The organism is Arthrobacter cavernae (assembly GCF_017368795.1).
GTDB classification, from domain to species: Bacteria; Actinomycetota; Actinomycetes; order Actinomycetales; family Micrococcaceae; genus Arthrobacter; species Arthrobacter cavernae.
This window is the reverse complement of sequence record NZ_JAFNLL010000043.1, coordinates 1-26,142: the sequence shown is the minus strand read 5'-3', so window position 1 is coordinate 26,142 and position 26,142 is coordinate 1. Positions and strand designations below refer to the sequence as shown.

At 67.6% G+C, this 26,142-nt stretch carries 22 protein-coding genes and 1 pseudogene; 18 read left to right on the top strand and 5 right to left on the bottom strand.

Annotation, left to right across the window (positions count from 1 at the left end; all coding sequences use genetic code 11):
* Positions 1 to 13: 13 nt before the first annotated feature.
* On the bottom strand, positions 14 to 2,542 hold the full coding sequence (locus tag J1902_RS15595; RefSeq protein ID WP_207617230.1) for a DNA gyrase/topoisomerase IV subunit A: 2,529 nt from the start codon (positions 2,540 to 2,542) through the stop codon (positions 14 to 16).
* 54 nt (positions 2,543 to 2,596) lie between these two features.
* Between J1902_RS15595 and J1902_RS15590 the strand changes: the two genes are divergently transcribed.
* The 4 genes and pseudogenes from J1902_RS15590 to J1902_RS19820 all read left to right on the top strand — a co-directional run.
* A complete protein-coding gene (locus J1902_RS15590) occupies positions 2,597 to 5,290 on the top strand; it encodes a bifunctional acetate--CoA ligase family protein/GNAT family N-acetyltransferase (RefSeq protein ID WP_207617229.1) in 2,694 nt (897 codons plus the stop codon).
* A gap of 117 nt (positions 5,291 to 5,407) precedes the next feature.
* Entirely contained in the window at positions 5,408 to 6,130 is a 723-nt protein-coding gene (locus tag J1902_RS15585; protein ID WP_207617228.1) for a DUF5998 family protein, read from the top strand.
* Positions 6,130 to 7,368, top strand: coding sequence for an alkaline phosphatase family protein (locus J1902_RS15580; protein WP_207617227.1), 1,239 nt, complete (start codon positions 6,130 to 6,132; stop codon positions 7,366 to 7,368). Before J1902_RS15585 ends, J1902_RS15580 begins: the two co-directional genes overlap by 1 nt.
* Positions 7,361 to 7,456, top strand: a pseudogene (locus J1902_RS19820) (thymidine kinase); the annotation flags it as partial. The gene J1902_RS15580 and the pseudogene J1902_RS19820, both read left to right, overlap by 8 nt.
* A 31-nt stretch (positions 7,457 to 7,487) precedes the next feature.
* On the opposite strand, the gene sepH reads toward J1902_RS19820, so the two are convergent.
* Positions 7,488 to 8,852 carry a septation protein SepH gene (gene sepH / locus J1902_RS15570; protein WP_207617226.1) on the bottom strand — a complete coding sequence of 455 codons (1,365 nt, stop codon included), beginning with the start codon at positions 8,850 to 8,852 and terminating at the stop codon, positions 7,488 to 7,490.
* Between the two features lie 297 nt (positions 8,853 to 9,149).
* Between sepH and J1902_RS15565 the strand changes: the two genes are divergently transcribed.
* Entirely contained in the window at positions 9,150 to 9,449 is a 300-nt protein-coding gene (locus J1902_RS15565; protein WP_207617225.1) for a DUF4193 domain-containing protein, read from the top strand.
* On the opposite strand, the gene J1902_RS15560 is transcribed toward J1902_RS15565, so the two are convergent.
* Entirely contained in the window at positions 9,446 to 9,949 is a 504-nt protein-coding gene (locus J1902_RS15560; protein ID WP_207617224.1) for a DUF3093 domain-containing protein, read from the bottom strand. The genes J1902_RS15565 and J1902_RS15560 overlap by 4 nt on opposite strands.
* Positions 9,950 to 10,030: 81 nt before the next feature.
* Here J1902_RS15560 and dut point away from each other — a divergent pair, with 81 nt between their 5' ends.
* The 4 genes from dut (at position 10,031) to J1902_RS15540 (ending at position 12,571) form a co-directional block, all read left to right on the top strand.
* The gene (dut, locus tag J1902_RS15555; protein WP_207617223.1) at positions 10,031 to 10,546 is read left to right on the top strand and encodes a dUTP diphosphatase; all 516 of its coding nucleotides are present in this window, start codon (positions 10,031 to 10,033) and stop codon (positions 10,544 to 10,546) included.
* A 111-nt stretch (positions 10,547 to 10,657) separates the two neighbouring features.
* A complete protein-coding gene (locus tag J1902_RS15550) occupies positions 10,658 to 11,407 on the top strand; it encodes a DUF3710 domain-containing protein (RefSeq protein ID WP_207617222.1) in 750 nt (249 codons plus the stop codon).
* A gap of 16 nt (positions 11,408 to 11,423) precedes the next feature.
* Positions 11,424 to 11,765, top strand: a complete 342-nt coding sequence (locus J1902_RS15545; RefSeq protein ID WP_207617221.1) for a hypothetical protein — start codon at positions 11,424 to 11,426, stop codon at positions 11,763 to 11,765.
* Positions 11,762 to 12,571: a DUF3159 domain-containing protein gene (locus J1902_RS15540; protein WP_207617220.1), complete on the top strand. Its 810-nt coding sequence runs from the start codon at positions 11,762 to 11,764 to the stop codon at positions 12,569 to 12,571. The genes J1902_RS15545 and J1902_RS15540 overlap by 4 nt, the downstream gene beginning before the upstream one ends.
* A gap of 31 nt (positions 12,572 to 12,602) precedes the next feature.
* On the opposite strand, the gene J1902_RS15535 is transcribed toward J1902_RS15540, so the two are convergent.
* Both J1902_RS15535 and J1902_RS15530 read right to left on the bottom strand, forming a co-directional pair.
* The gene (locus J1902_RS15535) at positions 12,603 to 13,340 is read right to left on the bottom strand and encodes a potassium channel family protein (protein WP_207617219.1); all 738 of its coding nucleotides are present in this window, start codon (positions 13,338 to 13,340) and stop codon (positions 12,603 to 12,605) included.
* The gene (locus J1902_RS15530) at positions 13,340 to 14,011 is read right to left on the bottom strand and encodes a potassium channel family protein (protein ID WP_207617247.1); all 672 of its coding nucleotides are present in this window, start codon (positions 14,009 to 14,011) and stop codon (positions 13,340 to 13,342) included. The genes J1902_RS15535 and J1902_RS15530 overlap by 1 nt, the downstream gene beginning before the upstream one ends.
* 113 nt (positions 14,012 to 14,124) lie before the next feature.
* On the opposite strand from J1902_RS15530, the gene J1902_RS15525 reads away from it, so the two are divergent.
* The 9 genes from J1902_RS15525 to J1902_RS15485 all read left to right on the top strand — a co-directional run bounded on the left by J1902_RS15525 (position 14,125) and on the right by J1902_RS15485 (position 26,121).
* Positions 14,125 to 16,092, top strand: coding sequence for an APC family permease (locus tag J1902_RS15525; RefSeq protein WP_207617218.1), 1,968 nt, complete (start codon positions 14,125 to 14,127; stop codon positions 16,090 to 16,092).
* Positions 16,089 to 17,456 carry a class I SAM-dependent RNA methyltransferase gene (locus J1902_RS15520; RefSeq protein ID WP_207617217.1) on the top strand — a complete coding sequence of 456 codons (1,368 nt, stop codon included), beginning with the start codon at positions 16,089 to 16,091 and terminating at the stop codon, positions 17,454 to 17,456. The genes J1902_RS15525 and J1902_RS15520 overlap by 4 nt, the downstream gene beginning before the upstream one ends.
* A gap of 199 nt (positions 17,457 to 17,655) precedes the next feature.
* Positions 17,656 to 20,487, top strand: a complete 2,832-nt coding sequence (locus J1902_RS15515; protein ID WP_207617216.1) for an aconitate hydratase — start codon at positions 17,656 to 17,658, stop codon at positions 20,485 to 20,487.
* A gap of 147 nt (positions 20,488 to 20,634) precedes the next feature.
* Entirely contained in the window at positions 20,635 to 22,608 is a 1,974-nt protein-coding gene (dxs, locus tag J1902_RS15510; RefSeq protein ID WP_207617215.1) for a 1-deoxy-D-xylulose-5-phosphate synthase, read from the top strand.
* Positions 22,605 to 23,159 carry a DUF402 domain-containing protein gene (locus tag J1902_RS15505; protein ID WP_207617214.1) on the top strand — a complete coding sequence of 185 codons (555 nt, stop codon included), beginning with the start codon at positions 22,605 to 22,607 and terminating at the stop codon, positions 23,157 to 23,159. Before dxs ends, J1902_RS15505 begins: the two co-directional genes overlap by 4 nt.
* Positions 23,156 to 23,716, top strand: coding sequence for a hypothetical protein (locus J1902_RS15500; protein WP_207617213.1), 561 nt, complete (start codon positions 23,156 to 23,158; stop codon positions 23,714 to 23,716). Before J1902_RS15505 ends, J1902_RS15500 begins: the two co-directional genes overlap by 4 nt.
* A gap of 32 nt (positions 23,717 to 23,748) precedes the next feature.
* Positions 23,749 to 23,967 carry a helix-hairpin-helix domain-containing protein gene (locus J1902_RS15495; protein ID WP_207617212.1) on the top strand — a complete coding sequence of 73 codons (219 nt, stop codon included), beginning with the start codon at positions 23,749 to 23,751 and terminating at the stop codon, positions 23,965 to 23,967.
* Between the two features lie 89 nt (positions 23,968 to 24,056).
* Positions 24,057 to 25,034 (top strand): aldo/keto reductase, encoded by a 978-nt coding sequence (locus J1902_RS15490; RefSeq protein WP_207617211.1) that lies wholly within the window; start codon positions 24,057 to 24,059, stop codon positions 25,032 to 25,034.
* A gap of 16 nt (positions 25,035 to 25,050) precedes the next feature.
* Positions 25,051 to 26,121, top strand: coding sequence for a nucleoside hydrolase (locus tag J1902_RS15485; protein WP_207617210.1), 1,071 nt, complete (start codon positions 25,051 to 25,053; stop codon positions 26,119 to 26,121).
* Positions 26,122 to 26,142 lie beyond the last annotated feature (21 nt).

Below are 26,142 nucleotides of genomic sequence, written 5' to 3'. Positions count from 1 at the left end.
TTATGCCGTGCCCCTAGCCCTCCGCCCCGGGGGCTCCGGTCTCCGCCCAGGCCATGCTCGGCCCGATTTCCTCCACGGGCTGGGACAAGGGGATGCCGGAGCCGTCGCGGCGGCCGTGTTCCTGCGGCAGGGCGCGCGCGACGCCGGCCGATGAGGAGGCCTTCGCGGGGCCGTGCCCGGCCCAGGCCAGCAGCAGCATGTCTTCGCCCTTGAGGAAGCGGTGCGCCCGCACGCCGCCGGTGGCGCGGCCCTTGGCCGGGTACTCGTCGAAGGCCGTAACCTTGGCCGTTCCCGGCGCGGTGCCCGGCAGCGCGCCTCTGGTCCCCGAAATGGTCACGACGACGGCGGCGGGGTCGTCCGCGCGGACGGCGCCGAAGTGGATGGCCTCGTCGCCGGCGGCGAGCTTGATGCCCTGCATGCCGCCAGCGGTGCGGCCCTGCGGGCGCACATTCGAGGCACTGAACCGCAGCAACTGGGCCTGCTGCGTCACGAACACGAGTTCGACGTCGTCGTCCTGGGCGGGCTCCACGGCGAGGACGGTGTCCTTGTCCTTGAGCGCGATGATCTCCCAGTCTTCCCGGTTGAGCGGGTAGTCCGGCTGGACGCGCTTGACCACGCCCTGGACCGTTCCGAGGGCCAGGACCGCGTCCAGCGGCACGAAGGCCACCAGCGTTTCGCCCTTGAGCAGGGTGATGAAGTCCTTGGCAGGCACGCCGCCGGCCAGGTTGGGGACACCGGAAACCGGGGGGAGCACCGGCACGTCCATGACCTGCAGCCGCAGCATGCGCCCCTGCGAGGTCACGGCACCGATTTCGCCGCGTGCGGTGGTCCTGACCACGGAACGGAAGACATCGTGCTTGCTCCGGGGCCCGGCTTCGGCCAGGGGATCCTGGGTGGAGGTGCGGGCAATCTGCCCGGAGGCACTCAGGAGCGCCCAGCAGGGATCGTCCGGAATTTCCATGGGCAGCGCGGCGGCCTTGCCCTTGGCGCCGGGGGCCGCGGCGAGCGCTGCGGCGACGGTGGGGGAGACGGCCTCGGACTCGAGCAGCACCGTGCGCCGCGGGGTCCCGTACTTCTCGGAGATCTCGGCGAGCTCGCCGGACACCAGCTCCCGGAGCAGCTCATCGGAGTCCAGGATGGCCTGGAGGGCGGCGATGTCCAGGCGCAGCTGCTCCTGCTCCTTTTCCAGCTCGAGGCGCGAGTACTTGGTCAGCTGGCGCAGGCGCAGTTCCAGGATGTGGTTGGCCTGGATTTCGCTGAGGTCGTAGATCGACATCAACCGTTCCCTGGCCGCGGAGACCTCGTCGGAGGAACGGATGATCTGGATGACCTCGTCTATGTCCACGATCGCGATCAGCAGGCCCTCCACCAAGTGGAGGCGGTCCCTCTTCTTGCCCAGGCGGAAGGTCGTGCGGCGGCGCACCACGGACAGGCGGTGCCCCACGTAGACCTGCAGCAGCTCGAGCAGCCCGAGGGTCTGCGGCTGGCCGTCCACCAGAGTGACGTTGTTGATGCCGAAGGAGTCCTCCATCGGCGAGTACCGGTACAGCTGCTGCAGGACGGCGTTGGGGTTAAAGCCGTTCTTGAGCTCGATGACGAGCCGGAGCCCGTGGTTGCGGTCGGTGAGGTCCACGACGTCGCTGATGCCGGTCAGCTTCTTTGCGTTGACGGCGTCCTTGATCTTCTCGATGACCTTTTCCGGGCCCACCATGTACGGCAGCTCGGTCACCACCAGGCCGGTGCGGCGGGCCGTGAGCTGCTCCACCTCCACCTTGGCGCGGGTCTTGAAGGAGCCGCGCCCGGTGGCGTAGGCGTCGCGGATCCCGTCCAGGCCCACGATGCGCCCGCCGGTGGGCAGGTCCGGGCCCGGAACGAACGCCATAATGTCCGCCAGCGTGGCATCCGGGTTCGCGATCAGGTGCCGTGCGGCCGCGATGACCTCCACGAGGTTGTGCGGGGCCATGTTGGTGGCCATGCCGACGGCGATGCCGGTGGCGCCGTTGACGAGCAGGTTGGGGAACGCTGCCGGCAGGACGTCGGGCTGGGTCAGCTGGTTGTCGTAGTTGGGGACGAAGTCCACCACGTCTTCGTCGAGGTGGTCCGTCATGGTCAGCGCAGCGGCCGCGAGGCGCGCTTCGGTGTACCGCGGCGCGGCCGGGCCGTCGTCGAGCGAACCGAAGTTGCCGTGCCCGTCGATGAGCGGCAGGCGCAGCGAGAAGTCCTGCGCCATGCGCACCATGGCGTCGTAGATGGCCGTGTCGCCGTGCGGGTGCAGCTTGCCCATGACCTCGCCCACCACGCGGGCGCTCTTCACATGGCCGCGGTCCGGGCGCAGGCCCATGTCCGACATCATGTACAGGATGCGTCGCTGCACCGGCTTGAGACCGTCGCGGGCGTCCGGAAGGGCGCGCGAATAGATCACCGAATACGCGTACTCCAGGAAGGAACCTTCCATCTCGGACGTGACGTCGATGTCGACAATGTTCTCGGTAAAGTCCCCTGCGGGTTCGCCGGTGCGTGCGGGGTTTTGGCTGCGGGCCATGGGGTCGGTGGATCCTTAAAGATGTACTGCGGATGTTTTGGCTAGGCTAAGCCTATGGTGGATCAGCCCGGCGTCGGCATTTATCCGGAATATTGGGAGGCCGACGTCGTCCTGCGCGATGGCGGAACGGCGCATCTGCGGCCGATCTCGCCAGCGGACGCGGAGGCCCTGCAGGCCTTCCATGCCAGCCAGTCGCAGGCCTCCATCTACATGCGCTTCTTCTCCTTCAAGCCCAAGCTGAGCGGCAAGGAGCTGCGCCGCTTCACCGAGGTGGACCACGTTGACCGCGTGGCGTTCGTCATCACCATCGGCGGCGAGATCCTGGGCATCGGCCGCTACGACCGCCTCGAGGACCCCAGCGAAGCCGAGGTCGCGTTCAACATTTCCGACGCCCACCAGGGCCGCGGCATCGGCTCCATCCTCCTGGAGCACCTGGCCGCGGCAGCCCGGGAGAACGGCATCCGCCGCTTCACCGCCGAGGTCCTCCCGGACAACCGCAAGATGCTGATGGTGTTCGCCGACGCCGGCTACGACCTCAAGCGGCACTTCGACGACGGCGTGGTGAGCGTTGAGTTCAATGTGGACCCCACCGAAAAATCCCGGGGCGTCATGGAGTCCCGGGAGCACCGCGCCGAGGCGCGCAGCGTGCGCGACCTTCTGGCGCCGTCGTCGGTGGCCGTCATCGGTGCGAGCCGCAAATGGGGGACCATCGGCTACCAGCTCCTCGAACACATCATCGAAGGCGGCTTCACCGGCCCCGTCTACGCCGTCAATCCTGAGGCCTTCGAGCTGGCCGGCATGCTGTCCTTCAGCCGGATCTCCGAGGTCCCAGGACCCGTGCAGCTCGCTATCATTGCCGTGCCCTACGCGGAGGTGGCCAAGGTGGTGGACGACTGCGCCGCCGCCGGCGTCAAGGGGATCGTGGTGGCAACCGCAGGATTTGCCGAAGACGGCGAACGCGGACTCGCGAATCAGCACGAACTCGTGCGGCGGGCCCGGGCCAACGGGATGCGCGTCATCGGACCCGAGTCGCTGGGCATCCTGAATACGCACCCGGCCGTCGCCCTGAACGCCTCGATGGCGCCCAGCATGCCCCGGCGTGGTGTCCTGGGCCTCTTCAGCCAGTCGGCAGCCATCGGCGTCTCCCTGTACGCCGCCGCGAGCCGCCGCCGCCTGGGCCTGTCCTCCTTCCTGTCCGCTGGGAACCGGGCCGACGTGTCCGGCAACGATGTCATGCAGTTCTGGGAGGATGACCCGGACACCGCCGCCGTTGGCCTCTACCTCGAATCCATCGGCAACCCGCGAAAGTTCTCCCGGCTGGCCCGCAGGCTCTCGCGGAGCAAACCGGTGATCGTCGCCAAATCCGACGTCACCGGGCTCCGGCTGCCGCCGGGCCACGAGGTCCGGACCACCCAGGCCCCCGCGGCGGCACTGGACGCGATGATGCGCCAGGCCGGGGTCATCCGTGTGGAGACCATCGAGGAGCTCATGGACGTGGCCCAGATCGTCTCCAGCCAGGCGCTGCCCAAGGGCCCGTCCATTGCCGTGTATTCGAACTCCGTGGCCTTTGGCAAGGTGGTGGCCGACAGCGCCGGCACGCACGGCCTGGACGTGGACCGCATCGAAACCGGCGTGGACCTCGACGCCGGCATGTCCCTGGCGCTGCCGGCCCTCCGCGCCAGCCTGCAGGCCACCCTGGCGGATGAGGCCGTGCACGCCGTCGTCGCGGCCCTGCTGCCCGCGCGCGGGCTGACCGTGGAGGCGCTGGCCGCTGTCCTGTCCGAATGCGCCGCGGAGGCGGGCAAACCGGTGGTGGCGGCCTTCTCCGGCATCCTGGACCCTTCGATCCTGGTGGAGGGCCTGCTTGGCGGCGACGGCGGCCAGCCGCTTTCGCTTCCGTGCTACTCGAACCCGGGAACAGCCGTGGCGGCGCTCGCAGCCGTGGTCCGCTACGCACACTGGCTGGACCGCGACCAGGGCATGTTCGTGGAACCGGAGGGCTGCGACGCCGAGGGGACCCGGGAGGAGTTGGACCGGCTGCTGGCCGCGGTGACCGGCGAAAAGCTCGTCAGGCTCGACGCCGGCGCTGCCGCCGGGCTGCTGGCCCGCTACGGCATCGCCGTGCTTCCTTCGCTCGGATTCGGCACCGAGGACGAGGCCGTCGAGGCGGCCGGGCACCTGGGCTGGCCCGTGGTCCTGAAGACCACGGATCCGGCCCTGCGCCACCGGCTGGACCTGGGCGGGGTCCGGCTGGACATCCAGGACCCCGCATCGCTGCGGCTGAACATCGCCCAGATGCGGCGGGCGCTGGAGCCCTTCGGCTCCCCGTCGCTCGAAGTCCAGGCCATGGCCCCCGTGGGCCAGGCCTGCACCTTCCGGGCCATCGAGGACCCGCTGCTGGGGCCCGTGGTCTCCTTTGGCCTGGCCGGCGACGCCGTCAACCTGCTCGACGACTGGGCGCACCGCGTCCCGCCGCTGTCCTCCGCGGACCTCCACGACTTCATCCGGGCACCCCATGCGGCCCGGAAACTGTTCGGCTACCAGGGCCTTCCCGCGGTGGACACCGCAGCCCTGGAGGACCTCGCCTCCCGCTTGGCGCGGCTCAAGGACGAGCACCCGGAAATCGCCCTGGTGGAGTTCAATCCGGTCCTGGCAGGCCCGTCCGGCGCGAAAATCCTGGCGGCCGAGGTGTGGATCGGAAACGCCGCACAACGCACGGACAGCGCCCGCCGCGCCATGCGCGGCTAGTCCCAGCCGCCTCCCTAGCCTTGCTTCGCTGCGGCCAGGGAACCTTGGCGCCGTGGGCCCAGCCGTCGGGCGCCACGCGGTTATGAAGTCCATGGCCGATCTGTGAAAATGGGGGATATGAGCACCAAGTCCCCGACGCCTCAGTCCCGCCCTGTCAACGGGCACCACACAGCGCACAACCACAGTTCGCAGGGACAGAGCCTGGACCAGGCCCTGCAGCAGGCCGGTTTCTACCCGCGGCTCGTGGCCGACGTCGTCGAGGACGCCCTGGACGGGCGCGACTGCCTGTCCCACCTGGTCCACCTCGAGACGCACTTCGACCGCGCCGAGGTCCGCCGCCACATCACCGTCCTGGTGCTCACCGAGGACATGCTGGTAATCACCCACGTGGACGACCAGCAGCTGGACGAGGCCGGTGAGCAGACCGTGGCCCAGATTTCCACGGAATCCGTTCCCGTGGCCCAGATCCGCTCCGTGGTCCTGAGCTACATGTACTCCCAGCCGCAGGACTACAAACCCTCGGATCCCGTGCGCGAGCTCACCGTGTCCATCGCCTGGTCCGGCGGCCAGCGCCTGGACATGGGCCCGGCGAGCTGCGGGGACCCCCAGTGCGAAGCCGACCACGGCTACAGCGGCACCATCGCCCAGGAAGACATCGTCCTGCGCATCAGTGCCGAAGCAGACGGGCTGCAGGCAGTCCAAGACGCCAAGGTGTTCGCCCGGGCGCTGCGTGCCGTCAACACCGGCACGGCGGCCCCCGCCCAGCACGCCACCCTCCCCGCGCCGCGACCGCGTTCCGGAGTCTTCGGTAACAGGCTCAGCCGCGGACACCAGCGCTGATGGGGCCCGCGCAGAGTCAGGCGCAGGAGACCGTCGGAGCGCCGGTTGCCGCGGCAGCAGCTGCTGAGCTGCCCGCTCCGCCGCTCTACGGCAGCAAGTCCATCGCGGAAGTCTTCACCAGTGCTGCGGCAAGCCTTGGGCTCCCCGGCTTCGGCAATGCCCTGAATCTGCCGGCAAGCCAGCGTGTGTGCGTGGTCCTCGCGGACGGCCTCGGGCGCGGCCTGCTCAAGCAGAAGGCCTCCCACACGCCGTTCCTGCGCTCCGTGGTCGCCGCGGGCCAGGGCGCGGTGCCCGTCTGGCTGGACTCGGCCTTCCCCAGCACCACCGCGGCCTCGCTGGCCAGCCTGGGCACCGGCCGCACCGCAGGCGAGCACGGCATGGTGGGCTACGACGTCCTGGACCCGGCCCAGGACAAGGTGGTCAACCTCCTGGGCAACTGGGACGCCGGCGTCGATCCGCAGCAGTGGCAGCCGCACCCCACGGTGTTCGAACGCGTTGCCGCCGAGATCGACGTCGTCACCATCAGCCTGCCCCAGTTCGGCAACTCGCCCATGACGCAGGCCGCCCTGCGCGGAAGCCGCTTTGTCGGTGGGACCTCGCTGCACGCGCGCACCGCCGCAGCGGCCGAGGCCATGTCCGGCGGGGGCCGTTCCCTCATGTACTTCTACGTCAACGAACTCGACAAGGCCGGGCACCGCTACGGCTGCCAGTCGGAGCGCTGGGAGCACCAGCTGGAGGAAGTCGACTCGACTGTCAAGAGGCTCTCGGCAAGTCTTCCGGCCGGCACCACCATCCTGCTGACCGGCGACCACGGCATGCTCGACGTCCCCGAGTCCCAGCGCCTCGACTACTCGGCGGAGCCGGCCCTCATTGACGGTGTCCGGCACACGGCGGGCGAGCCGCGCATGGTCCACCTGTACATGGAGCCCGACGCCGGTGCTTCCCGCCGTGACGCCCTGCTGGACGCCTGGCGGAGCCGCTTTGGGGAGCGGATCTGGGCGTTCACCCGTGAACAGGCCATCGACGCCGGCCTGTTCGGCACAGTACAGGCCGGGGTGGCACCCCGCATCGGCGACGTCATGATCGCGGCCCGGGACACCCTGGCCCTCTATGACACGCGCCGCGTCCGCCCCACGGCCATGGAAGTCGTGGGGCAGCACGGCTCCCTGACCAAGGCTGAACGCGAGGTGCCGCTGCTCTGCTTCCAGGCCGGAGGCAAGAAGGGCCGGCGTGGCTGAGCTCATCGTCTTTTCCGGGACCCTGGACTGCGGAAAGTCCACGCTGGCCCTGCAGATGGACCACAACCACCGGGCCCGCGGCCGGGGAACAGCAGCCGTTCAGCCGTAACGGCCGGGCTTCAGTCGCCGCGCGCCCCGAAGACGATTTCATCCCAGCTGGGGATGCTGGACCGCTTGGGCCGGGAGGGCTGGCGCTCGGCCGGGGCAGCCTCGCCCGGCTCCGTGTCCGCCTTGGCCTCGGGGCGCATGGCACCGCCCAAGAGCTCGTCCAGGCCCACGCGCTGGACGCCGTCCGGCGTCGTGACCGTTTCGGCGTCGGAATCTTCCGCCACGCCATCGTCGAGATCGGCCGCGGCTTCCCGGGGTGATCCGCCGCCAATCCGGTCAAGCAGCCCGGTCACGGGCCGCACGGGCCCGGCAGCGACCGTGATTTCGCGCGTGTCGGTGCTGACGCCGTCGTGAAGCCGCAGGGCCTCGTCCTCCGGGAAATCGTCAAGCCGCGGGGCCAGCGTCAACCGCGAAAGAATCGAAGGACGGCCGTCCTTGCGGCGTTCCCCGGCGTCCGTCCCCGACGCGGCCGGTGCGGCGTCGGGGACGGAACCGGCATCGTCAGCCGCGTCGGCGTCGTCCACGGCGCGGGGGTGGGCCGCCGGCACGCCTGTGCTCAGCAGCGCGGCGAGGGCGTCGTCGCTGTCTTCATCCATGCCCAGGCGCTGTCCGCGGCGCGAACGCAGCATGTCCAGGAGACTGTCGGAGTCCTTGTTCCCCGTGGCGGCACGGGCTGCGGATTCGGCGTCGGTTTCAAAATCAAAGGGACGGTCGGAAACCGCGGCCAGGCGGCGGGCCGGCACCGGGCCGTCCAGCGGCTCAAGTTCGCTGAGCTGCTGTGCCCAGCGGTTGGCGTTCTGCAGCGACTTGCGCGACGGGCTGAACGTCCACATCGCGGGCGGCTCCTCGCCGATGCTGTCCGGCGCGCCCAGGACGGTTTCAAAGCGTGCGACGACGGTCCAGGAACCGTCCGCGCGGCGCCACGAGTCCCACTCGACCGTGGAAGAGTCGATGCCGTGGGCTGTCAGGCGGTGGGCCACCATCTCGCCAAGGGTGGCGGGGTCATCGCCGAACGTGGAGCGGTATACATCATGGCCGGGTGCCGGGGAAGCAACCTCGACCTTGCGCGCCTGCTGGGCCACGTATTCACGCTCGGCCAGCACGGGTCCTTCGTAGCGCTGCACATTGGCCAGCGGCAGCCCGGACAGTTCGGCGACTTCCGCGGCCGTGGCCCCGGCCCGGATCCGCGACTGGATGTCCCGGGGAGACACGGCGATGGGGGTGATCGAGGCGCGGGCAGCCACCTGGGCGGGGGTCCGGCTTGCTGCGGCGCGCAGCGCCTCATCGATCGGGAGCCGGAACATTTCACCGCCGGTACCGCTCAAGAGGAGATGACCGCCGTCGTCGTGGACGCCTACCAGCCGTAGATCCTGCATAACACCCTCCACCATGGCATAACTGACATTCGAAACTCTGCCATCCGCAGGGGCCATTTCCTACTAGGACAAAGGGCGTGCCGCGATATTCCGCGAAAAGCAGCCGGGGGAGTGGGAGCCCCGCGTCACGGCCCCGCCGTTCGGAGCTATGGACTTTCGGGTGTCAGGAGAGCACAATGTGGCCGATATCGGGCACAAATCCGGGGCTTCCGGCGTTACACCGATACACCGGCGAGCGGGCGCAGGCCCGGTCCCGCCGGCTTCGATCCTAAGTGAAGCGGAGGACAGGGAAGCACCATGGCCACGGACTACGACGCCCCTCGGAAAACCGAGGAAGACGTCAGCGAAGATTCCATTGAGGAACTCAAGACACGCCAGGCCGGCAAGCAATCCTCGAGCGTCGACGTCGACGAGGCAGAACTGGCGGACGGCTTTGAGCTGCCCGGCGCGGACCTGTCCGGCGAGGAACTCCTGATACGGGTCCTGCCGCCCCAGGCCGACGAATTCACCTGCTTCAACTGCTTCCTGGTCAAGCACCGCTCACAGATCGCCCGGGAAAAGGACGGTCATCTCTACTGCAAGGAATGCGAAAGCTAGGACTTCGCCGGCGCGGTCAGGGCGGCGACGAGTTCTTCCGGCCGCCGCGAGGACGCAAGCCAGTAGGGGGTGCGGTCCGAAGGATCCGTGATCTCGATCTTGACCACGGCGTCGATCCAGCCGCGGAAGCACATGAAGGCGAGCCCGTTCAGGCGGGGCCCCCGTTCGGCGGTGGCTTCTTCCTTGCGGAAGGCCTCAACGGAACCGACGAAGCGGCGCTCGATGGTGGCCCGGCCCACCCGCAGCGTGTCCGGGGTGACCGAGATGGTGGGCGTGGACAGCACCAGCATGATGGCCATGATCGCGAACAGGACCGCTGCAGCCGTGATGCCGACGCCGAAGCTGATGGGCGAGAACATCAGGATGCCGGCCCCGGACAGGCCCACCACCACAACCCAGATCCAGGCCGAGGGCCAGAGTTTCTCGGTGTACAGCACCGTGGATGCGCTGGCGGGGTCGTTCCGGGCAGGGACGGGTGCGGCGGGGTCAGGCGTAGGCATGGTCCCAGCTTATCGGCACGGGCCGTGGCCCTGTGCCGCCCCCTTCGCGGGCCCGCGTGCGGCCACGTAGAATGGGTGACTGTGAGCAACGAGACCGCAGTGATCAACACCGATGCCGAAACAAGCGCAGCCTACGGCACGCCCACCCTTGAAGTGCAGCTGAAAATGCTCGACGCCGGGCTGGAAGCGCCGTCATACGCGCACCCCGGCGACGCGGGGGCCGACCTCCGCGCCCGTGAGGATGTGGTGCTGGCTCCGGGCGAGCGCAGCCTCGTTCCCACCGGGGTGTCCATCGCACTGCCCAACGGCTTTGTGGCACTCATCCACCCGCGCTCGGGCCTTGCCACCAAGCACGGGCTGACCGTTGTCAACGCCCCGGGAACAGTCGATGCAGGCTACCGGGGCGAAATCGCCGTCACGCTCCTGAACACGGACCAGAACCAGGCGATCGAACTCAAACGCGGCGATAGGATTGCCCAGATGGTGATCCAGCGCGTTGAATACGCGCAGTTCATCGCCGTCGACGAACTCTCCGACTCCGTCCGTGGAACCGGCGGATTCGGCTCCACCGGGGGATTCGCCACGCCCGTGGCGTAGCAACGCGGGCGGGCTTCCGGGCGCAGGGCAGCCGATGAGGCCCGCAGCATTCCCGTTGTCCGCCCTGCGTGCGGTTTACTGGGGACAGACCACTACTAAGGAGACAATCCGATGCTTTTTGGGCGCGGCAAGAAGTCCAAGGCTGAACGGCCGGAATCCGCTGCTGCTGACGCCGCCGGAGCGGACGTTGCGGAAGCAGGCACGCCCGGATCCGGCGAAAGCACTGCCAAGGGCGATTTCCGGATCGTCAAGGGGCCGCTGGATATTACGGAGATCGACAGCCAGGACGGCTACGTCGATCTTGGGGCACTGTTGATTGCCCCGGCCGAGGGCCTGCAGTTGCGCCTCGAGATCGAAGAGGCCACCCAGCGGGTTGTCGCCGTCACCCTGGACCTCGGGGCGTCGAGCCTGCAGCTCCAGGCCTTCGCCGCTCCCCGTTCGGAGGGGCTGTGGGAGGAGATCCGCGAACAGATCGGCCAGTCCGTGGCGAGCCAGGGCGGCGAGGTCGAGGAAATCGCCGGGACCTTCGGGCCCGAACTCGTGGCGAAGCTCCCGGCCGAGGCTGCCGACGGAAGCCGCGGCTACCGTGCCGCCCGCTTCATGGGCGTGGACGGTCCGCGCTGGTTCCTCCGCGGCGTGCTCGGCGGCGAAGCCGCACTGGAGCGTGACGCCGCGGCCGGGCTCGAAGACCTCTTCCGCCGTGTGGTGGTGGTCCGCGGCGACAACCCCATGCCGCCACGCGAACTTCTGCAGCTCCGCCTGCCCAAGGACGCCGCAGTGCCGGGCCAGCAAGGTGCACCCCAAGGCGGGCCCTCACTGGAACAACCCGAACGCGGGCCGGAGATTACCCAGATTGGCTGACCAGCCTCTCTCAAGCATGCCCGAGGGAAGAAACAAAACCCCCGGGCTGCGCATCAGCGGGCTCCCCGCCAGGGGCAGGGCAAGCTGCATGGGTTTCGTCGAGTCCGTCACCTACCAGCCCGCCAGTGAACAGCCCTTCTTCTCGGCCATCGTCGTGGACACGCAGCAGCGCAGTGCCGGCGGCGGCCGTCCCGCAGCCGCGGCACGGCTGCTGGTCATCTGGTTGGGGCGCCGGCGCGTCCCCGGCATCGAGGCCGGCGTTGAAGTCCGCCTCGACGGCATGGTGACCGTCCGTGACGGGCTGCCGGCCATGTTCAATCCACGCTATGAAATACTGTCCCGCCAGGAGCACCTATGACCGCCGCCAACGGATCCGATCCGCACGAAACGCCGACGCCGGACGCCGCCGTGCCTGACGGCGCCGCAGGCACTGACACCGCAGGCGTCCAGGGAACGGGCAAGGGCACCGGCCCCCAGAGCACTGGCCCCCAGGGTCCCTCGGTCGCGGAGCTCGCCGCGGGCTACGCCGAAAAGGCCGGTGTCCACCGCAACAGTGCAGGCCACGTGGACATGCTGAAGACGGCCGGGGGCATCCAGGGCATCGCCGAGAGCATCCTGCCGGGGCTGGTTTTCCTCATTGCCTTCACCATCACACGGGAACTGACTCCCGCGCTGTTTGCCGCCCTGGCCGCAGCAGCCGTCTTCACCGTGGCGCGGCTGGTGCAGCGGCGGCCCCTGACGCAGGCACTCGCCGGGATCGCCGGCGTCGGGATCTCCGCCTGGCTCGCCAATTCCACCGGCAAGGCCGAGGACTTCTATGTCCTGGGCTTCTTCACCAACATCGCCTACATTGCAGGCATGGTGCTCTCGATCGTGCTGAAGTGGCCCATCGCAGGTCTCCTGTTCGGCTTTGTCCGCAACGAGGGACTCGAGTGGCGCAAGGACCCCGAGAGGCTGCGCGTCTACAGGCTCGGAACCTGGGTGGTGGTTGCCGTGCTGGCTCTGCGGCTCGTGGTGCAGGTCCCGCTGTATTTCATGGGCGAGCCCGGCCTGGCCGCGCTGGCCACCACGCGGCTGCTTATGGGCGCGCCGCTGTACATCCTGGGCCTCTGGGTGGCCTGGCTGCTGACCAAGCCCGCTGTGCAGGCCAGGCCCGCGGACTAGCCAAGCCAGCGGTCCAGGCCGAGACCATGGATCAGCCGTCGAAGCCGTCGTCCTCCGCCGCCTGATCGGCAGTTTCCTCGTCATCGCCGCGGGGGCCCTGGCCGGCCATTGACGCGGGGGACAACAAGGCCCTGAGCCCGTCCTCGGCCGCGATGGTGGTCACGAAGAACAGTTCGTCGCCGCCGTCGAGCACGTCGTCCCGGCTGGGCGTGATCGGCGCTTGGTCGCGCAGGATGGCCACCAGCGTCGCGTCTTCGGGCCAGTCGATGGCCCCGACGGTGCTGCCGATGACGTGGGAATCGTGCGGCACGGTGAACTCCACGATCGACGCCACACCTGTCTGCAGGGTCAGCAGGCGGACGATGTCGCCGATCTCCACGGCCTCCTCCACCAGGGCGGTCATCAGTTGCGGCGTGTTGACCGCGACGTCGACACCCCAGGAATCGTTGAACATCCAGTCGTTCTTGGGGTTGTTCACGCGGCCCACGGTGCGGCCCACTCCGAATTCGGTCTTGGCGAGCAGGGACACCACCAGGTTGACCTTGTCGTCGCCGGTAGCGGACACCACGACGTCGGCATCCTCAAGTTTCGCGTCCTGCAGCGTGCTCAGTTCGCAGGCGTCGCCCACCAGCCAGCGTGCTCCGCGCAGGCCGCTGCGGCCGATGACCTCGGGCTTGAGGTCGATCAGCAGGATCTGGTGGTTGTGGGCCAGAAGCTCCCGTGCAATGGACGAGCCGACGCTGCCTGCGCCAACGATGACAACTTTCACTAAGACTCCTTGGCGGGTGCTTTGGCGAGGATGCGTGCGATCTCGGACGTCCGGTCAAGGGGCACCATGGCATGGACCGTGTCGCCCTCCTGGTACGCCGTCCCCGGCTCCGGCAGCATGCCCTCGCCGAAGCGGGTGAGGAACGCGATGCGGATGCCGGCGGCGGCTTCGATGGCGGACAATGAATGACCGATCCAGTCTTCGTTCAGGTCCACCTCGGCCAGGACCAGGCGGCCGGACGGTTCGCGGTAGTCTCCGGCGAGGTGCTGTTCGGGGAGGATCCGGCGGAGGACCTGGTCCGCGCTCCAGCGCACTGCTGCCACCGTGGGGATGCCCAGCCGCTGGTAGATCTCTGCCCGGCCGGGATCGTAGATGCGGGCCACAACATGGGCAACGTGGAAGGTCTCGCGCGCAACGCGCGTGGCAAGAATATTTGAGTTGTCGCCGCTGGAGACGGCCGCAAAGGCGTAGGCCTCTTCGACGCCCGCCTGTTTCATGGTGTCGCGGTCGAAGCCCACGCCGGTGACCTTGCGCCCGGTGAAGCTGTTCCGCAGGCGTCGGAAGGCCCGCTCATCCTGGTCGATGATGGCCACAGAGTGCCCGGCATCTTCCAAGGTGTGCGCCAGGGTTGCGCCCACCCGGCCGCAACCCATGATCACGAAGTGAGCCATCATGCCTCCTTAAACTCTTGTCTATTTCACTTCGTAAGACTTTACCGGGGTAAGTCGCGGAAGTCGGAGTCCGCCGTCATGACATCGCGGGGGAATCAGAGTAGCTTTGCGGAGTGCTGACAATTCTGAAGCGGATAGTGGTGGGTCGGCCGTTCCGGAACGAACGCCTGTCCCACACGCTCCTGCCAAAACGCATCGCCTTGCCGGTTTTCGCCTCGGACGCGTTGTCGTCCGTGGCCTACGCCCCTGATGAAATCCTGCTGACGCTGGCCCTGGCCGGTGTCAGTGCTGTGGCGTTCTCGCCGATGGTGGGCCTTGCCGTCATGGTGGTGTTGCTCACGGTGGTGGCCTCCTACCGGCAGAACGTTCACGCCTACCCCTCCGGCGGCGGCGACTACGAGATCGCCAACGTGAACCTCGGCAAGTACGCCGGGCTGACCGTGGCTTCGGCGCTGCTGGTGGACTATGTCCTCACAGTCGCGGTGTCGATGTCCTCCGCCGCGACCTACCTGACCACGGCGGTGCCCGCCCTGCACGGCCAGCAGGCCCTCATTGCCACGATCGGTGTCATCATCCTGGCCCTGGTCAACCTGCGCGGCGTCAAGGAAGCGGGCTCCGTGTTCGCGGTCCCCACCTATATCTTCATGGCATCCATCCTGGGCATGACCCTGGTGGGCGTCATCCAGGCCATCACGGGCCAATTGGGGGAGGCGCCGTCGGCGCAGTTCACCATCGTGCCCGAGGAAGGCTTCGATGAAGGGCTCGTCGGCATTGCCGGCGCGTTCCTCCTGTTGCGGGCGTTCTCCTCCGGCGCCGCCGCGCTGACCGGCATTGAGGCCATCAGTAACGGTGTGCCGACCTTCCGGAAACCGAAGAGCAAGAACGCGGCCACCACTCTGCTGCTGCTCGGCGTAATCGCCTCGTCCATGCTGGCCGGCATCATCTTTCTGGCCAACGCCACCAAGGTGCACATCGTGCTGGATCCGGCGACGGAATTCCTGCTGGACGGCATGCCGCTGCCAGAGGATTACATCCAGAGCCCGGCCATCAGCCAGATAGCCCAGACCATCTTCGGCCCGGGATCAATCCTGTTCTTCATCGTGGTCGCTGCCACAGGCACCATCCTGGTGTTCGCATCCAATACGGCCTTCAACGGCTTCCCGGTCCTCGGTTCGATCTTGGCGCAGGACGGCTACCTGCCGCGCCAGCTGCGCACCCGCGGTGACCGGCTGGCCTTCAGCAACGGCGTTCTTGCGCTGGCAGCCGGGGCCTTGGTACTGATAATCGCCTTCAACGCCGACGTCACCAAGCTCATCCAGCTCTACATTGTGGGTGTCTTCATTTCGTTCACGATTAGCCAGCTCGGCATGATCCGGCACTGGGGCCGCGAACTGAAGCTGGCACGGGACAAGACCGTGCGCCGCAGGATGCTCAGGTCGCGCACCATCAACATGGTCGGCTTCGGAATGACCGCGCTCGTCCTCATGATCGTGCTCATCACTAAGTTCGAACAGGGCGCGTGGATCGCGCTGCTCGCCATGTTCGTGCTCTTCCTCATCATGTGGAGCATCCGTGCCCACTACGACAACGTGGCCAAGGAACTGGCCGTGGATGAGGACGCGTCCCCGCGCGCACTGCCCAGCCGCGTCCACGCCGTCATCCTGGTGTCGCACGTGCGCAAGCCCGTGCTCCGCGCCCTGGCCTACGCCCGGGCCTCCCGGCCGTCCAGGCTCGATGCCATTACGGTGGACATCAACACCGAGGAGACCGAGCACACCGTCAGGGACTGGGAAAAGCTGGACATCCCCGTGCCCCTGACCGTGCTCGCCAGCCCCTACCGCGAGACCGTCACCCCCATCATGGAGTACGTCAAGAACATGCGCCGTGACTCGCCCCGGGACCTGATCGTCGTCTACATCCCCGAATACGTGGTCGGCAAATGGTGGGAACAGCTCGTCCACAACCAGACAGCACTCAGAATCAAGACAAGACTTCACTTCGAATCCGGAGTCATGGTGGCAAGCGTCCCGTGGCAGTTGAAGTCGTCCGAAGAAGCAAAGGCCCTGCAGGATACCCAATGACCTCCCCCACACATGAGCACACCGAACACCACGGAGGCCAAGGCGCGCCGGGTACGGAACTGGTGGTCGACGTCGGCCCCATCGCCCACGGCGGCCACTTCGTCGCACGCCACGAGGGTCGCGTCATCTTTGTCCGCCATGGCATCCCGGGCGAGAAGGTCCGCATCCGGCTGACCGACTCCGGCGAGGCCTCGCGCTTTTGGCGCGGGGACGTCGTCGAGGTCCTGGAGGCCTCGGAAGACCGCGTCCGGCACTTCTGGAAGCAGGCCGACTCGCTTGCTGCGTGGAAGCAGGGCGGCCCGCCCGTGGGCGGAGCCGAACTGGGCCACATCTCCCTGCCGCGGCAGCGGGCCCTGAAGGCCGAGGTGCTGGCCGAACAGCTCAAACGCCTTGCCGGCGTCGAGCTTTGGACCGAGATCGAAGCGGTGGGGGACACCCCCGACGGCGCCGGGCTGGGCTGGCGGACCCGCGCCAGCTTTGCCGTCACGGACAAAGGCAAGCTCGGCATGCACGCCCACCGCTCCGACGTCGTTGTTCCCGTCCAGGAGATGCCGCTCGCCGCGGCGGGCATCAACGAACTGAAGCTGTGGGACATCGAGCTGCAGGGGATCGCCCGCGTCGAGGTCGCGGCTCCGTCCAACGGCTCCCGGCCGCTGGTGCTGCTGGCTCCGGAAGAGGGCACCACGCCCAAGCGGCTCCATTCGATCCTGTCGCAGCTGCCGCAGGATGTCTCCGTGGCCTCCTTCGACCCCGCCAAGGGGGAGGTGCTGCAGTTGCGCGGCCGCACCTGGGTGCAGGAATCGGCGGCGGGCCATGAATACCGGGTCACCGGCGAGGGATTCTGGCAGATCCACCGGGATGCGCCGGACACCCTGGTCAACGCCGTCACGGGTTTCCTGCACGACGGCGGATACCTTGAGCCTGGTGCCGCCGTGGCCGATCTGTACGCCGGCGCCGGCCTGTTCACGGCACCCCTGGCCGATGCCGTGGGCGTCACCGGTTCGGTGCTCTCAGTGGAAGGCGCGCCGGGCACCAGCCGGGACGCACGCAAGAACCTGCACGGCCAGCCCCAGGTGGAAATCGTCCAGGGCCGCGTTGAGCGCGTCCTGCACCAGCGCAGCCGCAGCTTCGACGCCCTGCTCCTGGACCCGCCCCGGGCCGGTGCCGGAAAGGCCGTCGTCAACCAATTGATGGCCTCCGGACCCCGGGCCATCGCCTATGTGTCATGCGATCCGGCTTCCTTTGCGCGTGATCTGGGTTACTTCCAGCGGGGCGGCTGGCGCCTCGAGGCCCTGCGGGGCTTCGATCTCTACCCGAATACGCACCACTTGGAAACCGTCGCGCTGCTGGTTCCCGCCGCGTAACTCCGCCACTGCCCGCCCCGGGCCCCCCGGGGCGGGCGGTGACCAAAGCCAATTCCTGCCACTACGATGGGCGTGTCGGTCCCGTGTCGCGATTCGGGATCATCACCAAAGACGTGCCGCAAGGTTTAGTAAGGCGTGCCTAACTGGATAGCGGCCAAACGCGCGACAAAGATGAAACTGTTGCGAGAGGAGTCCTGCCATGAGCACTGTGGACAGCTTCGGTTCCAAAGGCGTACTTAATGTAGCCGGCACCGATTATGAAATTTTCCGGTTGAACTCCGTAGAAGGCGCAGACAGCCTTCCGTTCAGCCTCAAGGTATTGCTTGAGAACCTCCTGCGGACCGAGGACGGCGCCAATATTACGGCCGACCACGTCCGCGCCCTGGCCGGCTGGGACCCCACCGCCGAGCCCGACACCGAGATCCAGTTCACCCCGGCCCGCGTCATCATGCAGGACTTCACCGGCGTTCCCTGCGTCGTTGACCTGGCCACCATGCGTGAAGCTGTCAAGGACCTTGGTGGCGATCCCAAGCGCGTCAACCCGCTGGCCCCGGCCGAAATGGTTATCGACCACTCCGTCCAGATCGATGCCTTCGGCAACTCCGGCGCGCTGGAGCGCAACATGGAGATCGAATACCAGCGCAACGGCGAGCGTTACCAGTTCCTGCGCTGGGGCCAGACGGCCTTCGATGACTTCAAGGTTGTTCCTCCGGGAACCGGCATCGTCCACCAGGTCAACATCGAATACCTGGCACGCACCGTCATGACCCGCGAGATCGACGGCGTTCTCCGGGCCTACCCGGACACCTGCGTCGGCACCGACTCCCACACCACCATGGTCAACGGCCTGGGCATCCTGGGCTGGGGCGTCGGCGGCATCGAAGCCGAGGCCGCAATGCTCGGCCAGCCGGTCTCCATGCTGATCCCGCGCGTCGTGGGCTTCAAGCTCACCGGGTCCATCCCGGCAGGCGCCACCGCCACCGACGTCGTGCTGACCATCACCGAACAGCTGCGCAAGCACGGTGTTGTGGGCAAGTTCGTCGAGTTCTACGGTGAGGGCGTCGCGGCTGTGCCGCTGGCAAACCGCGCCACCATCGGCAACATGAGCCCGGAATTCGGTTCCACGGCAGCCATGTTCCCGATCGACGACGTCACCCTGGACTACCTGCGCCTCACCGGTCGCTCCGAGGCCAACGTTGCCCTAGTCGAGGCCTACACGAAGGAACAGGGCCTCTGGCACGATCCTTCCCGCGAGCTGCGCTTCTCCGAGTTCCTTGAGCTGGACCTGTCCACGGTTGTTCCCTCCATCTCCGGCCCGAAGCGTCCCCAGGACCGCATCATCCTCTCGGAGTCCAAGGACCAGTTCCGTCAGGACCTGCGTAACTACGTGAAGGAAGAGCTGGCCGACGGCAGCCTCGACGAGGCGATCGACGAGAGCTTCCCCGCCTCGGACTCGCCGTCGTTCACGGACCCCGCGAGCCACGTGGCAGACGTTGCCCCGCACCCGCACGGCCCCAAGTCCAACGGGCGTCCGTCGAACAAGGTTCAGGTCACGACCGCCGACGGCCGCGAATTCGAGCTGGACCACGGCGCGGTGTCGATCGCCTCGATCACCTCCTGCACCAACACCTCCAACCCCTCGGTGATGCTGGCAGCAGCCCTGCTCGCCCGCAACGCCGTCAACAAGGGCCTGGCCGCCAAGCCGTGGGTCAAGACCTCTGTTGCGCCGGGCTCGAAGGTTGTCACCGACTACTACGAGAAGTCCGGCCTCACCCCGTACCTGGAGAAGCTCGGCTTCTACATCGTCGGCTACGGCTGCGCCACCTGCATCGGCAACTCCGGCCCGCTGGAGCCGGAGATCTCCGAGGCCATCCAGGCCAACGACCTCTCCGTGACGGCTGTCCTGTCGGGCAACCGCAACTTCGAAGGCCGCATCAACCCGGACGTCAAGATGAACTACCTGGCCTCCCCGCCGCTGGTCATCGCCTACGCCCTGGCCGGCACCATGGACTTCGACTTCGACACCGATGCCCTGGGCACCGACTCCGAAGGCAACGAAGTCTTCCTGAAGGACATCTGGCCGAACCCCGCCGAGGTCCAGGAAGTCATTGACTCCTCGATCGACGAGGCCATGTTCGCCAAGGGCTACGAAGGCGTCTTCGACGGCGACGAGCGCTGGAAGGCACTCGACACCCCCGCCGGCGACACCTTCGCCTGGGCCGAGGACTCCACCTACGTCCGGAAGCCCCCGTACTTCGAGGGCATGAAGGCACAGCCGGACCCCGTCAGCAACATCGAGGGCGCCCGCGTCCTGCTGAAGCTCGGCGACTCCGTCACCACCGACCACATCTCCCCGGCCGGTTCCTTCAAGTCCGACACCCCCGCCGGCCAGTACCTGCTGGCCAATGGCGTGGAACGCAAGGACTTCAACTCCTACGGCTCGCGCCGTGGCAACCACGAAGTCATGATCCGCGGCACCTTCGCGAACATCCGCATCAAGAACCAGCTGCTGGCTGACTTCAACGCTGGCGCGGGTGTCGAGGGTGGCTTCACCCGCGACTTCAGCCAGGCGGATGCGCCGCAGGCCTACGTCTACGACGCCGCCCAGAACTACCAGGCAGCCGGCACCCCGCTGGTGGTCCTGGCAGGCAAGGAATACGGCTCCGGCTCCTCCCGTGACTGGGCAGCCAAGGGCACCGCACTCCTGGGCGTCAAGGCCGTCGTTGCCGAAAGCTACGAGCGCATCCACCGCTCCAACCTCATCGGCATGGGCGTCCTGCCGCTGCAGTACCCGGTCGGCGAATCCGCCGCAACCCTGGGCCTGAGCGGCACGGAAACGTTCTCCGTCGAGGGCGTCACCGAGCTGAACAACGGCACCACGCCGAAGACGCTCAAGGTCACCGCAACGGCCGAGGACGGCACCGCCAAGTCCTTCGACGCCGTCCTGCGCATCGACACCCCGGGTGAAGCAGACTACTACCGCAACGGTGGCATCCTGCAGTACGTCCTGCGCCAGATCTCGGCAAACTAGCCGGTTCTGCCCCGCGGGGCAGGAGCGCTAGATCCACGGCAGCCCCGGCTGGTCACTGACCAGCCGGGGCTGCCGCTGTTCCGGCAACACGGCAGCAGACTACGCGCTAGAGTTAACAAGCATGTCAATCACCCTAAGGAGGGGCCGTTGGGACTCTTGGAATCAATCAAGAACCCGCAGGACCTGGGCAATCTGTCCGGCCCGGAGCTGGACCAGCTAGCCGGTGAGATCAGGGACTTCCTCATCACCAACGTCTCGCAGACAGGCGGACACCTCGGGCCGAACCTGGGCGTCGTGGAACTCACCCTGGCCGTCCACCGGATCTTCGAGTCGCCGCGGGACAGCATCGTTTTCGACACCGGGCACCAGTCCTACGTCCACAAACTCCTGACCGGCCGGCAGGACTTCAGCACCCTCCGCCAGCAGGGCGGCCTGTCCGGCTACCCGGACCGTGCCGAATCAGAACACGACATCGTCGAAAGTTCTCACGCCTCCTCCTCCCTGTCCTGGGCCGACGGCATCTCCCGGGCCCGGCAGCTGACCGGCGAGGGCGAACGCTACACCGTCGCCGTGGTGGGCGACGGCGCCCTCACAGGCGGCATGGCCTGGGAAGCGATCAACAACATTGCGGCGGACAAGCGCCGGCGCGTGGTGATCGTTGTCAACGACAACGGCCGCTCCTACGCGCCCACGGTGGGCGGCTTCGCCGATTACCTGGCCTCGCTGCGCCCCACCATTGACTCCTTCCGCACCGCCGCGGCCTACGAAGGCACGCTGGAATGGTGGAAGAAGAAGTTGCAGAACGGTGGCCCCGTCGGCCAGTTCACCTACAAGAGCCTGCATGCCATGAAGAAGGGCATCAAGGACTGGTGGGCACCCCAGGGCATGTTCGAGGACCTCGGCATGAAGTACATAGGCCCCGTGGACGGCCACAACCTTCAGGCCATGGAAAACGCGCTGACGCTCGCCAAGGCGTACGGCGGACCGGTGATCGTGCACGCCATGACGGAGAAGGGCCACGGCTACGGACCGGCCCTCGCCAACGAGGCCGACCAGTTCCACGCCGTCGGCATCATCGACCCGGAAACCGGCGAGCCCACCGAAACACCTGGCGCGAAGTCCTGGACCTCGGTGTTCGCCGAGGAAATCGCCGACATAGCCGATGAACGCCCGGACATCGTGGGCGTCACCGGAGCCATGCTCATTCCCGTGGGCCTGCACAAGTTCGCCGAGCGGCACCCGGAGCGGGTCATCGACGTCGGCATCGCCGAGCAGCACGCCCTCACCTCCGCGGCAGGCATGGCGTTCGGCGGACTGCACCCCGTGGTCGCCGTCTACGCCACTTTCCTGAACCGCGCCTTCGACCAGCTGCTCATGGACGTCGCCCTGCACAAGGCCGGCGTCACGGTGGTCCTGGACCGCGCGGGCGTCACCGGGCCGGACGGCCCCAGTCACCACGGCATGTGGGACATGGCCATGGTCCAGATCGTCCCGGGCCTGCACCTGGCCGCCCCCCGCGACGCCACCCGGCTCCGCGAGGAGCTCCGCGAGGCCGTCGCCATCAGCGATGCGCCCTCGGTGGTGCGTTTCTCCAAGGGCAGCGTCGGCGCCGAGATTGAGGCGATCGAACGGCTTCACGACGGCGTGGACATCCTCGCGCGCCGCCCGGAAGGCTCCACGGAGAACGACGTCCTGATCGTGAGCGTGGGTGCCATGTCCGAGCTCGCCCTCGACGTCGCGTCGCGGCTCGGCGCGCAAGGCATCAGTTCCACGGTGGTGGACCCGCGCTGGCTGCTGCCCGTGCGCCGCTCCATCATCGCCCTCGCGGCCCGGCACCGCCTGGTCATCTGCATCGAAGACGGCGTCCGCGCCGGCGGTGTGGGTTCGCGGATCCGCCAGGAAATGCGTGCGGCCGGAGTGGATACGGCCCTGAACGAGGTGGGCCTCCCGGTCGAGTTCCTCGTCCACGGCACCCGGAGCCAGGTCATGGAGCGCGTCGGGCTGACTGCCCAGCAGATTACGCACGACGTCGTGGCACAGGTTCTGGGCACGAAGGTACCGTTCGCCCGGCCCCTGCCGGGACAGGAACACCCCACCACCGGCAGTCTGCCGAAACTGTGAGCCCACATCGCGAGCCGGGTGCCTTGCAGCCCGGCGACCTCGTGGTGGCCCGCAACCGGAAATGGAGCGGCAAGGCCCACTGGGTGGTCCCCGGGCAGTATCTGGGCGAGGACATCCACGGCTGGTGGGTCTTCCAAGGCGCCAGGGAGTTCTGCTCACGGCCCGGTGCGGCCTTCTACACTGCCTCGGACGCTATCCTCCTGGTCCCGCGGACAGGTGAGTGGGTGGCAACGTTCTATGACGACAGCTACCCGGGCGATTTCAGGATCTACGTGGACCTCGCCACGGGCCACGGCTGGAACACCATCAGGAGCGGTGCCACCGAATTCCACGTGATCGACATGGACCTGGACGTTATCCGTTCCGTGGATCGCGGCGTCTTCGTGGACGACGAGGACGAGTTCGAGGAACACTGCACCACCATGGACTACCCGGCCGGAGTCGTGGAGTCCATGCGCAGGGAATGTGGCCGCCTGTTTGAAGCAGTGCGGGACAAACAAGCACCGTTTGACGGCACAGACGCCGAATGGTTCAGGAAAGGACGGGCATGAGCGGCATCATCCGTACGTACAAGCGCGACGACGAAGGGGTACTCCACTTCCGGGAGGCCTGGTACGACGAGGAATTCCAGCAGCTCGTGGTGAACCACGGCGTGGCGGGCCACCAGAGCAAGACCGACGAGACCGACCTCGACGACGAAGCCGCCGTGGAGGGCCTCATGGCGGCCTTTGCCGCCCAGTGCGAGGAGGACGGCTACGCCGAGATCCCCGAGTCCGAGCAGTTCTGGGTGGTTGCCCAGATCGCACTGAAGACCAAGGACGGGACCGAGCGCGACCGCTACCTCGAGCGCAAGGCCAAGGCCGCGCTGACCAGCGAACTGGCCTGGCGGGGCCTGGGCATTGTGGACCGTTCCGAGATCGGCAACTCCCGGCTCAACATCTTCTGCCTGTGCCCCGACGTCAACAAAGCCGTCAACGCCATCAAGGTGTGCATCCGCGGAGAGGATCTGGACTTCACCAAGCTCAGTATCGGAGCCGCTCCGCACGGCGATTCCATGGCATTCAGGCTCAAGTACTCGCCGAAAGCGGGTGCGGGCTTTACGCTCTAAGAAAGACCCCAAAGCACGAAGGAGGACACTGAATGTCGCCGAAGAGCAATTGGCCCGGACATACGCCGCTGCCCAAGGGACTGGCTGTGCCGGCCCGCCGAGCTCTGGCCCATGAGGGGATCGAAACCCTTGAACAGCTGGCTGATTTCGGTGAGCGAAAGACCGCCAGCCTGCATGGTATGGGTCCTGTGGCCATGGCCCAGGTCCAGGAGGCCATGGAGGAGTCCGGCATCGGCTTCGGACCCGCCTAGCCGACATATTAGCTGCGGCGGACCCTGCCGCTGCCCGGTCTTCCGCTGTGTGATGATCCCTGCCGGAACCGCCGTATAGGCTAAAAGGCATGACTGAATACCGACGCCTTGGCAATTCCGGACTGACCGTTTCCGTCGTGGGATTGGGCTGCAACAATCTCGGCCGGGCCAACACACCCACCGAATCCCAGGAAGGCACGGACGCCGTGGTCCACGCGGCACTGGACGCCGGAGTGACCCTGTTCGACGTCGCGGACACCTACGGCCGGGAACCAGGCCTGAGCGAAACCATGCTGGGCCGGGCCCTTGCGGGCCGCCGCGACGACGTGGTGGTGGCCACCAAGTTCGGCATGGACATGCACGGCGCCAACGGCAACGACTTCGGGGCGCGCGGGTCCCGGCGGTATATCGTCAAAGCGGCTGAGGCGTCACTGCGCCGGCTCGGGACCGATTGGATCGACCTCTACCAGTTCCACACCCCGGACCCGCTGACGCCCATCGAGGAAACGCTGTCCGCGCTCGATGACCTCGTGCGCAGCGGCAAGGTCCGGTACATCGGCCACTCGAACCGTGCCGGCTGGCAGATCGCCGAAGCCGAGTACGTGGCCCGGATGCAGGGCGGCGCACGCTTCATCTCCGCGCAGAACCACTACAACCTCCTGGACCGCCGGGCCGAGCTTGAAGTGCTCCCCGCGGCGCAGGCGTTCGGCCTCGGCGTGCTGCCGTACTTCCCGCTCGCCAACGGGCTGCTCACCGGGAAGTACGCCCCCGGCACGGCTCCCGAGGGGTCCCGCCTCAGCCACACCCGCACCCACATGGTGGACGACGCCGACTGGGAGCAGCTGAACCGTTTCCGGGACTTTGCCAAAGCACGCGGGCTGAGCGAGGTGCAGCTGGCTTTCTCCTGGCTCGCAGCCCAAGCCGGCGTCAGCAGCGTCATTGCCGGCGCCACCCGGCCCGCGCAGATCACCGAGAACGCCGAAGCCGTCTGCTGGGTCCCCAGTCAGGAAGAGCGCGCCGAGCTGGACGCGATCTTCCCCAGGAGCCCCAAAGTGGCGCTTTTCTGATGGAGGCGTTGCCCTGATGGAACTGGTGCCCCTGGCGGAAAAGCCGCAGGTCAGCCTGCTGCTGGACTGCGACACCGGCATCGACGACGCCTTGGCCCTCGTGTACTTGTGCAGCCAGCCGCACGTCGAGCTGGTGGCCGTGACCAGCACGCCCGGAAACGTCGATGCAGACCAGGTGGCCCGGAACAACCTCGCCCTGCTGGAGCTGTGCGGCCAGCCAGGGATCCCCGTGGCAGTTGGAGCGAGGACGCCCTTGCGGCGCCCGTTGGTGACCACACCGGAGACCCACGGGCCGCAAGGCATCGGTTATGCCGAATTGCCCGATCCGTGCGCGGCCGCCCAGACGCGCGACGCCGTCGAGCTTTGGGTGGAGGCTGCGCGGGCACGACCAGGGGAGCTCACCGCGCTGCTCACGGCGCCGCTGACAAACTTCGCCCGCGCACTGCGCGCCGAGCCGCGGCTGCCGGAGCTGCTGCGCGGCGTCGTCATCATGGGCGGGAGTTACTACCACCAGGGCAACACGACCCCCACCGCGGAATGGAACACCCATGTGGACCCGCACGCCGCGGCGGAAGTCTTCGCCGCATTTTCCGGCCAGCCGGAGGAGCGGCTTCCTGTTGTCTGCGCCCTTGAGATGACGGAACGGATCGAAATGCATCCGGAGCACCTGGCCGTCCTCGCTGCAGAGGCCGGCTGCCTGGAACCCGAGCTCGTCCTGCCGGGGCAGCCTGAAGGGCGGCGCAGCCGGGCCTCGCGGGAGCTGATCCGGCACCTCAGCGACATGCTGCGCTTCTACTTCGAGTTCCACAGTGCCCACGGCCAGGGCTACCTGGCACATGTCCATGACTACTTCGCCGCATGCGTCGCGGCAGGGACTGCGCGCTACGGCGCCCGGACGGCCACCGTCCACGTGGAAACGGAAGCGGCCCGGCTGATGGGCACAACGTTTGCCGATTTCCGTGGACTCTGGGGCGAAGCGCCAAACGCCCGGATCGTGTCTGAAAACCATCCGGAAGAAGCCTTCGCGGAACTTACCCGGGCTGTCGGGTCCCTGGCCCGGAGGGTGAACCAACGGCCCCCAGGGTGAACCAAAAGAGACCGGCCGTGG

Bases quoted from the DNA above. Each gene is read 5' to 3' on its own strand.
- J1902_RS15595 (WP_207617230.1), bottom strand. From the start codon at position 2,542: ATGGCCCGCAGCCAAAACCCCGCACGCACCGGCGAACCCGCAGGGGAC.
- J1902_RS15590 (WP_207617229.1), top strand. From the start codon at position 2,597: ATGGTGGATCAGCCCGGCGTCGGCATTTATCCGGAATATTGGGAGGCC.
- J1902_RS15585 (WP_207617228.1), top strand. From the start codon at position 5,408: ATGAGCACCAAGTCCCCGACGCCTCAGTCCCGCCCTGTCAACGGGCAC.
- J1902_RS15580 (WP_207617227.1), top strand. From the start codon at position 6,130: ATGGGGCCCGCGCAGAGTCAGGCGCAGGAGACCGTCGGAGCGCCGGTT.
- sepH (WP_207617226.1), bottom strand. From the start codon at position 8,852: ATGCAGGATCTACGGCTGGTAGGCGTCCACGACGACGGCGGTCATCTC.
- J1902_RS15565 (WP_207617225.1), top strand. From the start codon at position 9,150: ATGGCCACGGACTACGACGCCCCTCGGAAAACCGAGGAAGACGTCAGC.
- J1902_RS15560 (WP_207617224.1), bottom strand. From the start codon at position 9,949: ATGCCTACGCCTGACCCCGCCGCACCCGTCCCTGCCCGGAACGACCCC.
- J1902_RS15550 (WP_207617222.1), top strand. From the start codon at position 10,658: ATGCTTTTTGGGCGCGGCAAGAAGTCCAAGGCTGAACGGCCGGAATCC.
- J1902_RS15545 (WP_207617221.1), top strand. From the start codon at position 11,424: ATGCCCGAGGGAAGAAACAAAACCCCCGGGCTGCGCATCAGCGGGCTC.
- J1902_RS15540 (WP_207617220.1), top strand. From the start codon at position 11,762: ATGACCGCCGCCAACGGATCCGATCCGCACGAAACGCCGACGCCGGAC.
- J1902_RS15530 (WP_207617247.1), bottom strand. From the start codon at position 14,011: ATGGCTCACTTCGTGATCATGGGTTGCGGCCGGGTGGGCGCAACCCTG.
- J1902_RS15520 (WP_207617217.1), top strand. From the start codon at position 16,089: ATGACCTCCCCCACACATGAGCACACCGAACACCACGGAGGCCAAGGC.
- J1902_RS15515 (WP_207617216.1), top strand. From the start codon at position 17,656: ATGAGCACTGTGGACAGCTTCGGTTCCAAAGGCGTACTTAATGTAGCC.
- J1902_RS15500 (WP_207617213.1), top strand. From the start codon at position 23,156: ATGAGCGGCATCATCCGTACGTACAAGCGCGACGACGAAGGGGTACTC.
- J1902_RS15495 (WP_207617212.1), top strand. From the start codon at position 23,749: ATGTCGCCGAAGAGCAATTGGCCCGGACATACGCCGCTGCCCAAGGGA.
- J1902_RS15490 (WP_207617211.1), top strand. From the start codon at position 24,057: ATGACTGAATACCGACGCCTTGGCAATTCCGGACTGACCGTTTCCGTC.
- J1902_RS15485 (WP_207617210.1), top strand. From the start codon at position 25,051: ATGGAACTGGTGCCCCTGGCGGAAAAGCCGCAGGTCAGCCTGCTGCTG.